Annotated in this window: 14 protein-coding genes; 3 read left to right on the top strand and 11 right to left on the bottom strand. The window is 64.8% G+C overall.

Annotated elements, in window-relative coordinates; all coding sequences use genetic code 11:
* The 4 genes from B2246_RS16565 to B2246_RS16550 all read right to left on the bottom strand — a co-directional run.
* Window positions 1–375, bottom strand: a 375-nt coding sequence (locus tag B2246_RS16565; protein ID WP_286881845.1) for a sulfatase-like hydrolase/transferase, incomplete at its 3' end; no start/stop codon positions are given.
* 26 nt (window positions 376–401) lie between these two features.
* Window positions 402–1505 (bottom strand): glycerol dehydrogenase, encoded by a 1104-nt coding sequence (locus B2246_RS16560; RefSeq protein WP_286881846.1) that lies wholly within the window; start codon window positions 1503–1505, stop codon window positions 402–404.
* Between the two features lie 43 nt (window positions 1506–1548).
* A complete protein-coding gene (locus tag B2246_RS16555) occupies window positions 1549–2055 on the bottom strand; it encodes a 2,4'-dihydroxyacetophenone dioxygenase family protein (RefSeq protein WP_186426256.1) in 507 nt (168 codons plus the stop codon).
* Window positions 2056–2098: 43 nt separating this feature from the next.
* Window positions 2099–2872: a glucose 1-dehydrogenase gene (locus B2246_RS16550; protein WP_286881847.1), complete on the bottom strand. Its 774-nt coding sequence runs from the start codon at window positions 2870–2872 to the stop codon at window positions 2099–2101.
* Between the two features lie 339 nt (window positions 2873–3211).
* Here B2246_RS16550 and B2246_RS16545 point away from each other — a divergent pair, with 339 nt between their 5' ends.
* A complete protein-coding gene (locus B2246_RS16545; protein WP_214608520.1) occupies window positions 3212–4198 on the top strand; it encodes an AraC family transcriptional regulator in 987 nt (328 codons plus the stop codon).
* Between the two features lie 50 nt (window positions 4199–4248).
* On the opposite strand, the gene B2246_RS16540 is transcribed toward B2246_RS16545, so the two are convergent.
* From B2246_RS16540 to B2246_RS16510, 7 genes are all read right to left on the bottom strand, one after another.
* The gene (locus B2246_RS16540; protein WP_286881848.1) at window positions 4249–4995 is read right to left on the bottom strand and encodes an SDR family NAD(P)-dependent oxidoreductase; all 747 of its coding nucleotides are present in this window, start codon (window positions 4993–4995) and stop codon (window positions 4249–4251) included.
* 63 nt (window positions 4996–5058) lie between these two features.
* Complete coding sequence (locus B2246_RS16535; RefSeq protein ID WP_286881849.1) at window positions 5059–7158, bottom strand: acetate--CoA ligase family protein; 2100 nt, start codon at window positions 7156–7158, stop codon at window positions 5059–5061.
* A 53-nt stretch (window positions 7159–7211) separates the two neighbouring features.
* Window positions 7212–7610, bottom strand: a complete 399-nt coding sequence (locus B2246_RS16530; protein WP_286881850.1) for a Zn-ribbon domain-containing OB-fold protein — start codon at window positions 7608–7610, stop codon at window positions 7212–7214.
* Window positions 7611–7638: 28 nt separating this feature from the next.
* Entirely contained in the window at window positions 7639–8805 is a 1167-nt protein-coding gene (locus B2246_RS16525) for a thiolase domain-containing protein (RefSeq protein WP_286881851.1), read from the bottom strand.
* A gap of 75 nt (window positions 8806–8880) precedes the next feature.
* Window positions 8881–9867: a Bug family tripartite tricarboxylate transporter substrate binding protein gene (locus B2246_RS16520; protein WP_186426249.1), complete on the bottom strand. Its 987-nt coding sequence runs from the start codon at window positions 9865–9867 to the stop codon at window positions 8881–8883.
* Between the two features lie 92 nt (window positions 9868–9959).
* Window positions 9960–10523 (bottom strand): DUF2889 domain-containing protein, encoded by a 564-nt coding sequence (locus tag B2246_RS16515; RefSeq protein ID WP_234819076.1) that lies wholly within the window; start codon window positions 10521–10523, stop codon window positions 9960–9962.
* Window positions 10524–10592: 69 nt separating this feature from the next.
* A complete protein-coding gene (locus tag B2246_RS16510; protein ID WP_186426247.1) occupies window positions 10593–10937 on the bottom strand; it encodes a hypothetical protein in 345 nt (114 codons plus the stop codon).
* 449 nt (window positions 10938–11386) lie between these two features.
* Between B2246_RS16510 and B2246_RS16505 the strand changes: the two genes are divergently transcribed.
* Both B2246_RS16505 and B2246_RS16500 read left to right on the top strand, forming a co-directional pair.
* Window positions 11387–12394, top strand: a complete 1008-nt coding sequence (locus B2246_RS16505; RefSeq protein ID WP_286881852.1) for a Bug family tripartite tricarboxylate transporter substrate binding protein — start codon at window positions 11387–11389, stop codon at window positions 12392–12394.
* A 72-nt stretch (window positions 12395–12466) separates the two neighbouring features.
* Window positions 12467–14362, top strand: coding sequence for an AMP-binding protein (locus B2246_RS16500; protein WP_286881853.1), 1896 nt, complete (start codon window positions 12467–12469; stop codon window positions 14360–14362).
* The last annotated feature ends 4 nt before the right edge of the window (window positions 14363–14366 follow it).

The raw sequence follows: 14366 nt of genomic DNA, 5'->3' as shown, positions 1-14366 counted from the left end.
ATCACGAAAGCTGCTTATGCACACCAGGCTGGGCGATTCTGGCTTCAGGCCCAGCTTGTCGCCAGGCTGCCCGACCGTGGTCATGCCGGAACGAATGGGGTATTGCCCGGTGATGAACGCGGCGCGACCGGCCGTGCAGGAAGGCTGGCCATAGTGATCGGTAAAGCGGATGCCGCCCATGCCGATGCTGTCGATATTCGGCGTGGTGTACCCCATGGTGCCCATGCCATAGGCGCTGACGTTCTGCCAGCCGATGTCATCGCCCCAGATGACAAGAATGTTCGGTCTGTTCGTCTGGGCTGTGGCGGCAAACGGACTGGCTATGGCCAGTGCCGTGGCCATCGCGGCCAGTATGCGTTCGATATGGTTCTTCATGCGTGGTTCTCTGGACGAAGGAAAGGTCAGGCGGGGCGAAGTGCGGCTTTCCCGATAGCATCGGCCTTCAGCAAGGCGGCTTCGAGCTGCGCCTGGCTGAGCGGCGGACTGATCAGATTGCCGGTCTGTCCACCCAGCGTGGCGCTGGCAATTCGGGAGACATCCTGAGATGTTTGCGTGGAATCCACGCCGAGCTGTGCGAATGTCACCGGCAGGTCAACGGCGCAAAGCAGTTCCAGTAGCTCCGCGATTTCCGCTTGCGGGCGCTCCTCGACCACCAGTTGGACCAGTGCGCCGAATGCGACCTGCTCGCCGTGCAGCGTGGCTGCCATGGACGGGACCATCGAAAAGCCTAGCGTCAGTGCATGTGCGAGCGACAGGCCGCCGCTTTCGAAGCCGACGCCGCTCAGTAGCACGGTGGCTTCCACCACGCGCTCGACCACGTCGTTCAACACCTGCTTCCGTACCGACCGGTAGGCTGCCGCGCCGTCTTTGATCAGCGTTTCATATGTGGCGCCTGCCAGCAGTAGGGCGGTTGCCAGGGGAGGGGTTCCGAAGGCATTGTTGCGGCCCGAAGCGTGACACTGTGCGGCTTCGAACTTCTTGCTGATGGCATCGCCGATGCCCGCGGCAAAGAAGCGGGCGGGGGCCTGCACGACAATGCTTGTGTCGACCACCACCGCTGCGGGATTGCTCTTCAGAAAGTCCACGCCGGCAAGCTGGTGGGCGTCGTCATACAGCACGATCAGCCGGCTGGTGGGCGCATCGTTCGAGGCAATGGTGGGGCAGACCACGATCGGCACATCGAGCGCCAGGGATACGCCCTTTGCCGTATCCACCGCCTTGCCGCCACCCAGGCCGATGACGACGTCCGGACGGTGCTCGCGAGCCTGTTCCGCAAGCGCGTTGACCACGGCGCGGGTGCATTCGCCGGGGAACAGCAGCATGGAAGAATTCATGCCGGCGTCTTTCAGCCCCTGTTCTGAGGAAGGCCAGACCTTGTCCGCCACGATGGCGTCGCACAGTACCACCGGGCGCTTGAAGCCCATCTTGCCCAGCAGGCCGCCCAGGTTGCGCAGGGCGCCCGGCCCCTGAACGTATTGGCCGGGAAAGCCCATTGTGCGCAGCATCGGTCGACTCTCCGGATTGATCTTCGAGGTGGACACTTGGGGCTCAGTCTGAATAGCCGGGAATGCCAGCAGAGATGTACTTCATGCCGTTGTCTTGCGCACGGATCGCCTGGTCTACCCAGGTCTTGATCTGGCCGGCATCGGACAGGCTGATGAAGGAGCCGTCGGGCATGAAGTTCACGTTGGCGCCAACGATCAGGAAGATCACGTCGGTGGGGCCGTCGTTGTCGGCCGGTGTATTGAACTGGTGGATCGAGCCGCCCGGTTCATACAGGTAGCAGCCGGCGGTCTGCTTCTGGTTGGGATACTCGGTGTAGTACCAGCTTCCGCTCATCGTGTAGAAGTGGACCACGCCGGTGTGGAAATGCATTGGCAATGTCAGGCCCGGAGCAAATCGGGCGCGGATCATCCACACGCCGTTGTAGGGGTCCAGGAAAAGGGGGAAGATCTCGATCCCTTCGTGGCCGCCGAAGGCTTTCAGGAACGGGTGGGCGGTAGTGTCGACGCAGAGAAGTTTGTCCTGATGCGTGACGGTTTCCGGAATTGCCATGATTTGTGTCTCCTTGATCTGGGAAATGCGTGAAAGTTGAGTATCAGTGGCAGGCATAACCGCCGTCGACCACCAACTCGGTGCCGGTGACATAGGCGGAGTCATCGCCGGCCAGGTACAGCACGGCGCCCGCAACTTCGTCCGGCGTGCCGCGCCGCTTGAGCGGGATCTCGCCGCCGATCCGCATGCGCGTGGCCATCACCTCGGCTTCGCTCAGGCTGCCGGTATTGCCGCCCGCAAGCAGCGGCGTATCGATGTAACCTGGATGGAGGCTGTTGACGCGGATCGGGTAACCCTTCTCGGCGCAATGCAGCGCCACGGATTTCGACAGAAAGCGCACACCGGCCTTGGACGCGCTGTAGGCGGGTGCCATTGGCTCGCCGCAGATCGCGGTGATCGATGACACGTTGATGATCGAGCCGCCGTTCGCCTTCATCAGGGCCAGGCCATGCTTGCAGCCCAGGAATACGCTTTTCAGGTTGACGTTGAGAATCTTGTCGAACTCTTCGACCGTGCATGTCTCGATGGTCTGCGAGATCGCAATACCCGCATTGTTCACCAACACGTCGAGCCGACCTTCGGCCTTACAGATATGGTCCAGTACGCGCACCCAGTCGGCTTCGAGCGCGACGTTGTGCGGAAGAAAGCAGATCGCCATGTCGTGCGCTTTCAGGTCGGCTTCGGCCTGTCTGCCACCTGTCTCGTTGATGTCGGTAAAGTAGACTTTGGCACCTTCCCGGGCCAGCCTGCGCGTGAAGGCGAGGCCCATGCCCGAGGCCCCGCCGGTAACGAGTGCGATCTTGTTCTGCATACGCATGGTGGATCTGTCCTGGTATGTTGGATGTGGAAGAGGACAACCCGTTAGCACGCGACGAACGCGTACCGGCGGCGCGTGCCTGCCTTTTCGGCAGGGCGCAGCACGGGGCGATCCGGCAATGCCGGAATGGTGTCAGCGCGATCGTCGCGACGACGAGGTTGTCTCCTGCTGCTTTCTTGTGGGGCGTTGATACGCCACTCGGTGGGTAGTAATGCTAAGTAGGCGTGCGCCGCAGCGTTATGGCATATTCGGACAGATAATTGTCATTTCCGGACAACCCGAATTCACATCCCCTTAATGCGTCCCATCAGCCAGGTTCCCCGTCATAACGGGCCAAGCGTGCAGTTGCTGCTACAGTTCGGGCTCGATCACGGGCTGTCCGGAGATCGCTGCCTGCAGGGGACCGGCTTGAACTGGCAACAGCTCGCCAACCCCGGCACGATCGTCGAGGCTGAACAGGAACTGCGGCTGATCCGCAATCTCGTCAATGCGCTGGGACATATCCCGGGAGTGGGGATCGATGCCGGCTTGCGTTACCGCCTGGCGACGTATGGCATCTGGGGCTTTGCATTGCTCAGTTGCGCCACGTTGCGGCATGCCATCGGCATGGCTGTGCGCTATCTCGACCTCTCGTATCCGTTTCCCGACATCCACACGGAAGTGGTCGGTGACACGCTGGTTTCCACCATCGACGACAGCAAGGTGCCGGAGGATGTGCGCACGTTTATCGTGGAGCGCGATTGCGGCAGCATGACGAGCATCATGCGCGACCTGATCAACACCACGCTACCTGTCCTGAGCGTGAGCCTGCGCATGCCAGAGCCGGCGGACCCACATCCGCATCTGACGCTGTTCGGCGTCATGCCGCGCTTTGGTGCTGCCGAAAACCGCATCGTCAAGGATGCATCCGGTTATCTCGACCGTCCGCTGCCCGGCGCGAGTGAGGACGTGGCACGCCAGTGCGAAGCGCAGTGCCAGTCCATGCTGGCCAGGCGCCACGCGCGCGACGGCCTCGCCGGCAGGCTGCGGGACCGGATGGTCGCCCGCCCTGGCCAATGGCTGGATATGGAGACGCTGGCCGAAGGGCTTCACATGACGTCCCGCACATTGCGCCGCCGGCTTGGAGAAGAGGGCACCAGCTTTCGGCAACTGCAGGAGGAGGTGCGCGAAGCGCTGGCCGAGGAACTGCTCGCCAGCGGCCTGACGCTGGAGCAGGTGGCCGAAGCACTCGGCTACGGCGAGGTCTCCAATTTCATACGGGCCTGCCGGCGGTGGAAGGGTGTCACGCCGAACCAGTATCGGGACCGCCTCCGCGAAGGCGGCTAGCCCAGCAAACTAGTGCCGGCGTTCAGCGATCGCGGTCGCCGCCAGGCACGTCAGCGCGAGCCGCAGTCGATCTCGATCGTGCTGGCGTTGAGATAGCGGTTCTCGACGATGTGCTGCACCAGTCCGGCAAACTCGGCGGCCTTGCCCATGCGGCGCGGGAACAGCATCTTTTCGAGCAAACCGTCCGCTACCTTCTGCGGCATGGCTGCCGACATTGCCGACTCGAACAGACCCGGTGCAATCGACATGACACGGATGCCATGCTCCGACAGGTCGCGTGCGATCGGCAGCGTCATGCCAATGACACCGGCCTTGCTGGCGCTATAAGCGGCCTGGCCCATCTGGCCGATCCTGGCTGCCATGGACGCGGTGTTGACGATCACGCCGCGCTCGCCGCCTTCGTCGGGGTCGTTGACGCTCATTGCCAGCGCCGCATGGCGAATCACATTGAACGTGCCGGTCAGGTTCACGCCGAGTACCTGGTTCCACAGGTCCAGCGGGAAAAGCTGACCTTTGGACAGCGTCTTGCATGGACCCAGCACTCCCGCGCAGTTGACGGCGACGTGCAGCGCACCGTGCTTGCGCAGTGCGGCTTCGACGCCCGCCCTGATACTGGATTCGTCGGACACATCGACCTCGACGGCCGTCATGTCCGGACCCATCGACTCGGCGAGCCGGCCCGCATCGCGGTCGAAGCCCACCACCCTGGCGCCTGCGGCGGACAGGGTCTTGCATGTCGCTAGCCCCAGCCCGGATGCAGCACCGGTAACGATGGCGACCTTGTCTTGAAGGTTCATCTTTCAAATACCTCTGGAAGGGAAGAAGGGGCGGCATCGCGACGGCGATTCCGCCCCGTCGGATCAGTCGGCGCCGCCGTTGATCTCGATGACGGCGTCGGCGGCATAGGCGCCCTGGCCCTGTGGCATCGCAAAGACCGGATTAAGGTCGATCGACTGCAGGCGTGGCCCTGCGGCGGTTGCGAAGGCCGACAGGCGCGACAGCGTGCGCGCCAGCGCGGGAATGTCCGCCACCGGACGGCCGCGCGCGCCCAGCAGCAGCGGCGCGCCCTTGATCGAACGGATCATTCTTTCGGCCACGTCTTCGCCGAATGGGCAGCGGTGGAACACCACATCCTTGAGCACTTCGACGAACACACCGCCCAGACCGAACATCGCAACCGGCCCGAACACCGGATCGCGGTTGATGCCCATGATGCATTCCACGCCGCCGCTAAGCTGTTTGGCCACCAGAACACCTTCGATGCGCGCGTTGGGCGCGGCCTTGTCGGCGCGTTGCATCAGTGTGCTGAAGCCGCTGCGTACGGCAGCTTCGTCACGCACATCGAGCAGCACGCCTCCGATTTCCGACTTGTGCAGGATGTCCGGCGACAGGATTTTCATTACCACGGGAAAGCCGATCTCGCGCGCGGCCAGCACGGCCGTCTCGACGGCGTCGCACACGCGCTCGGGGGCGCTGGCAATGCCCGCTTCGGCCAGCAACTGCTTGCTGTCGGCTTCGCTCGGCGTCTGGGCAGGCAACGTTACCGTTCCCACCTCAGGTGCCGGTGCCAGGGTTTGCCCGGCGAAGGCGCGGCCGAACCGGCTCATTGCCGCAATCGCGGCTACGGCGCGGCTCGGGTCCTCGAACACCGTGAACCCTTCGGCCTCGTAGCTGCGGATGACTTCGCGCGGGCCACGCAGCACTAGCACATAGAGCCGGTCCGGATAGGCGGCGCGCATCGCCGAGAGCTGCTCGCGCAGCACCGGTGCGACCTCGGATGTGGTGCCTGCATAGCTGAAGAAGCCAAGCACGGAACGATAGCCGCCTTCGGTCAGCATCATCTCCATGAACGGCTTCACCAGCGTCGGGTCGTTGATGAACTGCGCCGTCGTGTCCACCGGGTTGCGGGGCGCGCAGATCGGCAGCTTTTCGAGCATCCGCTTTTGGGCGGACGCCGGCATCTCGGGCATCGGCAGGCCGTACTCTTCCGCAGCGTCGGAGACAATTACACCGGCGCCACCGCTGACGGTGATCACGCCGAGCGTGTTGTCGGCGGGGAATACGCCGCGCGTGGCCAGGCGCACTACGTCGAGCATCGCCTCGGTGGTATAGGCGCGAACCACGCCGAGTTCCTCCAGCACGGCGTCGATCACGGCATCGTTGCCAGCGATCGACGCCGTGTGCGATTGCGCCGCCGCTCCGCCCACTTCGCTGCGCCCGACCTTCATCATCACCACTGGCTTCCGGGCGGCGCGCGCGGCCTTCAGTGCGTCGACCAGACCGTCGCCGTCATTGATGCCTTCGGAGTAGAGCGCAATGACCTCGGTGGCTGGGTCGGCCACGAGCAGCTTGACGATCTCTCCGAGCGTCAGGTCGGCCTCGTTGCCGGTCATGACGATGTTCGACAGGCCGACGCTGGCATCCACCATGGCCGACACCAGGTGGCTGCCGTAGGCGCCGGACTGGCTGACGATGCCGACCCGGCCGGCGCGAACGTCGTCAATGCCTGCTAGCGACGAGAAGCTGCCGACGAAACCGGTATGCAGGTTCACCAGGCCGAGCGAGTTGGGTCCAAGCAGGCGCATGCCCGTGCGACGCGCGGCGGCTACCAGCTCCGCCTGCATGGCTACGCCATCGCCGCCCACTTCGGCGAAGCCGGCGCTGAACAGGATGGCAGCGGGAACGCCGCGTTCACCCAGGGCAGTCACCACTTCCAGCACTTGCCCGGAAGGCACCGCGACGATGGCCACGTCGGGAACTTCGGGCAGCGCCGCCACGGAGGGCCAGGCTGGCAGCCCCTGCACCTCGCGACGGTTGGGATTGACGGGGAGGATGCGCCCCGTATAGCCGAGCTTGCGCATGGAAGCGATCGGCCGCCCGCCGATGCGCGACGGGTCGTCCGAGGCGCCGATGACGGCAACCGAACGCGGGTTCAACAGTCTTTCCAGTGGTGTGCTCATGTTCATGGATCGGGCTGGCAACAGTGAGTGGCAGGACGCGCGTGGCCGAGGCCTCAGGCGAGTGTGAATGTCGGCAGCGGTGCACCGCCGTCGGACGGCGAGAAGCGCAATTGCACCTTCTGGCCGATGCGTACCGAGTCGAGATCGCAATCGACGATCTGCGTCATCATCGTGACGCCTTCCTCGAGCGTCACGTACGCCATGCAGAACGGCGTAGGTCCGGCGCGCCGCGTCACGCTGTACGAGTAGATCGTGCCGCGGCCGCTGGCCTGCTTCCAGTGGGTCGTGCCCAGGCAGAACGGGCACAGCGTGCGCGGATACCAGTGCGGCTTGCCGCAGCTATCGCAGTGGCGCACCAGCAGGCGGCCTTCGCGCGCGGCGGCCCAGAATTCACCGTTGTCAGGGTGTTCGGTGGGGGCCTTGAAGGGGGTGGGGGTGTAGGGGGTTGTCATGGCTGTGCTCGATGCGTGCTCTCAGGCGTTATTCGCGTTCCAGGATGAGGGTGGCGCTGCCGTGGCGGCTACCCAGCAGGCCACCGGTGCCTTGCGCCAGGGCCAGTCCGCAGTTCTTGACCTGCACTGCGGGGTGTGCCTCGCCACGCAGCTGGCGAACGGCCTCGATCACCTTGGTGATGCCACCGCGGTTGGCGGGGTGGTTGTTGCACAGCCCGCCCCCGTCCGTATTGAACGGCAGCTTGCCCACGCCGGAGATCAGGTTGCCGTCGGCCACGAACTTGCCGCCTTCGCCCTTCCTGCAGAAGCCCAGGTCTTCCAGTTGCATCAGCACGGTGATGGTGAAGCTGTCGTAGATCGAGGCGTACTGGATGTCGGCGGGTGTGACGCCGGCTTCGGCAAACGCAGCCGCGCCAGAGACCTTTGCCGCGGACCAGGTCAGGTCCACTTCGCCGCCCAACTGTCCCTTCACGTGCTCGCCGGCACCAAGAATCCTGATCTTGGGACGGTTCAGTTTTGCAGCGATTTCCGGCCGTGCCACGATCAGCGCGCCGCCGCCGTCGGAGACCACGCAGCAGTCCAGCTTGTGCAGGGGGTCCGAGATCATCTGCGAGTTCAGCACGTCCTCCACGGTCACCACATCGCGCAGCATGGCGTGGGGGTTGTGCTGCGCATGGTGGGAGGCCGCCACCTTGATCCATGCCAGTTGCTCGCTGGTGGTGCCGTACTCGTACATATGGCGCATCGCCACCATCGCGTACGAGTTGACGGTAAGCGGGCTGAACGGGGCCTCGAAGGGCAGGTCAGGCAGGTTGTCACCCCAGTTGCGGGCCTTGGTGCCGCTGGAGCCCTCGGAGCGCGGGCGGCCGGCCAGCGTGATCAGGGCGACATTGCACTTGCCCATGGCAATGGCCTGCGCGGCGTGCGATACGTGCACGAGGTACGAGGAGCCGCCGGTTTCCGTGGAGTCCACGTGGCGTACCTTCAGGCCAAGGTAGTCGACCATGTTCAATACGCCGAGGCCGGGCGCGTCGCCGGCGCAGAAGTAGCCATCGACGTCCGCCAGCGTCAGGCCGGCGTCTTCCAGCGCGCCCTTGGCGCATTCGGCATGTAGTTGGGCCACGGTCTTGTCCGGTGCCTTGCGGGTCGGGTGCTCATAGGCGCCGACGATGTAGGCCTTGCCTTTGATGCTCATGTTTGCTTCCTGTGGGTCAGTAACGGGTAGTGGCGGACATGGCCCGCCCGGTGCAACCGGAGCGGGAGGTTCTTCCTATTCCGGCTGGATGCCGGCCAGCGTGATCAGGTGCTTCCACATCTGCTGGTCGGCAACGATGGTCTTGCGCAGAGCCTCGCCGCCGGCGGGGTAGGGCATGCTGCCGCGCATGGTGTAGTGGTCCATGGCTTGCGGCGAAGTCACGAACTCCAGCGTGGCCTGCGCAAGTTTTTCGACGATGGCTGGCGGTGTGCCGGCCGGCGCGAACAGACCGGTCCAGCTATTGACCGCGGCCGCAGGCATGCCGACTTCGGCCATGGTCGGCACATCCTTGAGCTGGGGCATGCGAGTGCTGGCCGTGACCGCGAGGGCGCGCAGCTTGCCCGACTGGACATGAGGCACGACGGCCGACACCTCGACCACGCCGTAGTCCACCACGCCGCTGATCAGATCGGGGAGCAGGTTGCTCATGGCCTTGTATGGCACGCTCATTGTCTGGATCTTCGCCGCATCGTTGAATGCGGTGATGATGGTCCGGTAGCCCGTGCTCGATGTGCCAAAGTTGAGCGTGCCGGGCTTTGCCCTGGCGGCGGCGACGAGGTCGGCCACGGTACGGTAAGGCGACGTGCCGGGCACGACGAGCGCGACGGGAATCACCGACATGCGGGCGATCGGCACGAAGTCCTTCAACGGGTCATAGGGCAGCCGCTTGAACAGGAAGGGGTTCGCCGCCATGGCGCCAGATGCGGAAAGCAGCAACGTGTAGCCGTCGGGCGCGGCCTTGGCGACGTAGTCGCAGGCCAGGATCATGTTGGCGCCCGGCTTGTTCTCGACCACGAAGCTCTGGCCCAGCTTCTGCCCGAGATGCCTGGCCAGCAGACGGGTGTAGTCATCGGCGCCCGTGCCGGCACTGGTAATGGAAACGATGCGCACCGGTCTTTCCGGATACGTCTGCGCGGCAGCGGGCAGTGCCATCGCCGGCAGGCAAAGCAGGATCAGCAACGCACGCAAGGGCCTGCGGGCCCGTTCTCCAAGATCCCTCATGTCTCCTCCATAGTTCTAGTAGTTGCCGGCCGCACAAGGCTGCCGGAGGGGCTGGGGTGCGGTGCGCCCGCATGCGGCGCCCGCACCGGGGTTTACGCGTCCTGCGTGGCAGGCACGCGCCGATGCTCGGGCCACAGCAGCTTTGCTGCCTCGCCGTCCTCGCGGTAGGTATGGCAGCTTCCGATCAGGACCGGCTTCGGCATCGGTCCGGAACCGTCACTGGGCCAGCGGCCATTACGTTCCCGGCGACCGATCGCCATGGTGGTCTGCGTGGCCGTCGTGGCCAGCGGCCCCAGCAACTCCGTCAGGTGGGTGCAGCCACGCACGCCACCCACGATGGCCTTGGCCTGCTGGCGGAAGCCGCCGCGGATCTGCACCCCCTTCAGGCCGGCATATGCGGATTCGATGGCCGCGCAGTACTCGGTGGGGCCCGCCTCGATGACGGCCTTGACGTCCTGGATGACAAGGCGCCGGTCCACCGTCATCACGATTCGCATGTGGTGAATGGCGCCGCCTGGGGGCACCTGCCTGAACAGCAGATCCGTGCCGGTGGGGCTGATGTCTTGCATCTCGGCCTCGATGTCGATCAGGCCGTCGCTGCGTTCATAGCCGTGGCAGATCACCTTGCGGGTGTGAATGGCGGTTCGTTCGGTCATGTTCGGGGTCATGTGTTGCCTCCGTGCTGGCGCTGCGCGGAGCGCCCTGCAGGAAATCAATCGATGGCGTCAGATCCAGGACAACGCGGACGCTTGCTGATAGGGCCGCCTGCCGGCTTGCATGCGCCGATTGGCCGTCCAGAACAGCACGCGCAGCGGAACGCTCAGGCCGTCGTTCATCGCCTGCCGGTAGTGCTCCGACTGCAATTGCACCGGCACCCCCAGTTCCGCCGCCGACGCGTAGCAGACGATGCGCATGCGGGCGTCACCACTGCGAATGCGATCGCTGAGCATGGCGAGCAGCACATCGTCATAGGACGATTCATCAGCACTGCGAACCGATTGCCGCGCGCTGCGCTGTACCTGGCGGCTGATCTGGCGAACTTCTTGCAGCAGGTCCATCAGCCGCTCCATCGGGGAGATCGTTTGAAGCGGCCGGTTTGTCGTGGTCTTGCGGTGGTGATCCGTGGAAGACGCGGGGCGTTTCCCGTATGCGTGGCACTGCATGAGTTTCTCTCGGGTAGGCAACCGCATTCGGTGATGGGTCGCGGGTTCTGCGGAACAGTGTCACGCGCCGGCAGACGAATTGCCCCACTCGACCCAAGGGGGGAAGGCGAGCGGTAAGTGCCGTGTGGCGTCTTAAGCCTCGCTATCCGCGATACAGGGGCCGATGGTCCCGACGGGTGGTGCCGATTGTGCGCCATATGGCGCATCAGTACGATATCTGGTAGATCTATACGAAATTACGTAGTATCTTCTTGTACGAAATGCGGTAGATCAGTACGATTTTTCGTAGACAAGAGCGCGGCGACAGGGGCAGGGCAAGCTGCCGGGTGTACGTGGCGTCACAGGAGACATTGGCGATGCGAAGTCAGTTCGTGGATCGATGCGTGAGTGGTTTCCGGACGATGGTTGCGGCCGGTTGCGCGGCAGTGATGGGTCTGAGTTCCCTGGCTGCGCAGGCGGAGGTTGCGTATCCAACCAGGCCGGTCACGCTGATAGTGCCGGGCCCGCCCGGCGGAATCACCGACCAGTTGGGCCGCCTGGTTGCATCCCGGATGTCGAGCGACTTTGGCATCCGCGTCATCGTCGACAACCGGCCCGGTGCGGGCGGCAACCTGGCCGCGGAGATCGGGGCGCGAGCCGCACCCGATGGCTATACGGTGCTGATGGGCACGCAGGGGACGATGGCCAGCAACCAGTTCCTCTACAAGTCGCAACGCTTCGATCCGGCCAGGGATTTCATTGCGGCGCAGGGGCTAGTGTCCATCCCGAATATCCTGGTCGTGAATAGCCGGCTGCCATACCAGTCGGTCACGGATCTGGTGAGCTACGCGAAGGCGAACCCGGGCAAGCTGGCGGTGTCCTCCGCCGGCAATGGCACGGGCACGCATCTCGCTGCGGAACTGTTTCAGTCGCAGGCTGGCGTCAGGTTCGTGCACGTCCCGTATAAGGGCAGCGCGCCGTCGATCAGTGACCTCCTGGCGGGGCAGGTCGACATGACGTTCGACTACCCGGTATCGACGCTGGCACAGATTCAGGCCGGCAAGCTGCGCGCGCTGGCAGTGACCGGCACCACGCGGTTGCCCGCGTTGCCCCAGGTGCCCACCATCGCGGAGGCTGGCTACCCCGGCGCGGAATCGACGTCGTGGATCGGCCTGTTCTTCCCGGCCAACACGGCGTCCCGGATCGTGGCCAGATGGCAGGCCGACGTCGGCCGCATCTTGCGGGACCCCGCAGTCATCGACGCCATCGAGAAGATGGGCGGTGTGCCGATGCCATTGTCCGGCGCGCAGTTCGGCAGCTTCGTCCAGGCCGAACGCAGCAAGTGGAAGGACACCATCCAGCGCTCCGGCGCCACCATCGACTGACCGGTATCCCACCCGGTGACGGCCGTCTGCCGGGCACAAGCAATAGAAGAGTAGACGAGGAGATAGAAGACAATGCAGCACCATTCCCCCCACGCATCGGGTGTCCCGGTGGGTACGATGCCAAGGTATCGCGACGCTGCCCTGCGCACGTCGCAGGCAGTCCATGAGATGCGGCCGGACGGCACCCTGCTGTTGCGGGCCGGCTCAACACCGGTGCCAGCGACTCACCTGGGCTTCAGTGGCTTTGTCGCGGACTGGGCTCGCCGGCGTGGCGCTCAGACTGCCCTGGCCCAGCGCGACAGCGCGGGTGCGTGGCGCGCGCTGACCTGGGGCGACTTCCACCGGCAGATGCTGGCTGTGGCGGCGGGACTGCTGCAGATGGGCCTGTCGCGCCAGCGGCCGCTGATGATTCTGTCGGGCAATTCGATCGAGCACGCGTTGGTCGTGGCAGCCGCCGAGTATGTGGGCATCCCCTGCGCCGCGGCATCCGCCGCCTATTCGCTGCAGAGCAAGGATTTCGCGCGACTGAAGGACATTCACGGCCTGCTCGCACCGGCGGCGGTATTCGTGCAGTCGGCCGAGGGCTTCGGCCGCGCGCTGGACGCTCTGGCAATGCCGGCGCGTTCGGTCATCGCCGTGGAGGGCGCTGGCGCCGGCCATATGCCGTGGGAATCGCTGCTGGCAACCGAGTTGACACCCCAGCGCCTGTCGCAAGTGGAGGTGGCTCACGGTGCCGTGCTGCCCGAACATATCGCGCGCATCTTCTTTACGTCGGGATCCACCGGTGTGCCCAAGGGCGTGCAGATCTCCTACGCCAGCATTCAGGCCCTGATCGGACAGTTTCTCTTCGCCCACGCGGCACCGGTGTACCAGGGCGCGGTCGTGCTGGACTGGTTGCCCTGGAGCCACGTCTTCGGTGGCGTCGGCAATCTGGGGCGCGCCTTTGTGCTGGGCGCTTCCTACTACATTGACGACGGCCGTCCGGTGGCGGGGCAGTTTGCGCGCACGCTGCAGAACCTGCGCGAGGTGTCGCCCACGATGTTCGCCACCGTGCCGGCAGCATGGGCCATGCTGGTCACGGAACTGGAGCGCGACGAAGCCCTGGCTCGCGCGTTCTTTGCGCGGCTGATGTTCGTCAGCTTCGGCGGCGCCAGTCTTCCGGCCGATGTCTATGCGCGCTTCCAGCGCCTGGCGGAGCGTACCGTCGGCGAGCGCATCCTCTTTACGAGCGGCTTCGGTGCCACCGAGACCACTGCCATGGGCCTGAATTTCAGCCGACCAACCGAGGAGACCGGCAACCTCGGTATGCCTGCCCCCGGTGTTGAGGTCAAGTTGGTGCCGCTGGATGGCGGCGATGGCCGCTATGAGATCCGCATGCGCGGACGTAATCTCTTCTCCGGCTACCTGGGTCGTCCAGACCTGACCGCCGCCGCCTTTGACGACGAGGGCTTCTACTGCATGGGCGACGCCGTCCGACTGGCCGAGCCGGACGTTCCCACGGAAGGGCTGCGCTACGCCGGGCGGTGTGTGGAGGACTTCAAGCTGGTCAGCGGCACCTGGGTACGTACCGGTGCCGTGCGCGTGGGTCTGCTGGAGCAGTGCGCGCCATTGCTGACAGACGCGGTGATCTGTGGCCATGACCGGAATTTTGTGACCGCGATGGCCTGGCCGAACGTGGTGGCATGCCAGGCGTTGGCACCTGAACTGGCCGGGCTTCGCGCCGAGGTGCTGGTTTCACATCCGCTGGTAGTGCAGACCCTGCAGCAGAAGTTGCGTAGTGGGGCCGGTGGCGCTACCAGCCAGCAGGTGCGCCGTGTGCTGCTGATGGCGGAGCCGCCGTCGATCGATGCGAACGAGGTGGCGGACAAGGGCTACATCAACCAGGCCACCACGCGCGAACGCCGCAAGGCACTGATCGAAGCGCTTTACCAGGAGCCCGTGCCAGCCGCCGTGGCATCCATGGGCTGATTTG

It is taken from the genome of Cupriavidus sp. UBA2010 (assembly GCF_002335265.1).
Taxonomy (GTDB): domain Bacteria; phylum Pseudomonadota; class Gammaproteobacteria; order Burkholderiales; family Burkholderiaceae; genus Cupriavidus; species Cupriavidus metallidurans.
The sequence above is the reverse complement of the archived record's forward strand: the minus strand, read 5'-3'. Positions and strand labels throughout refer to the sequence as shown.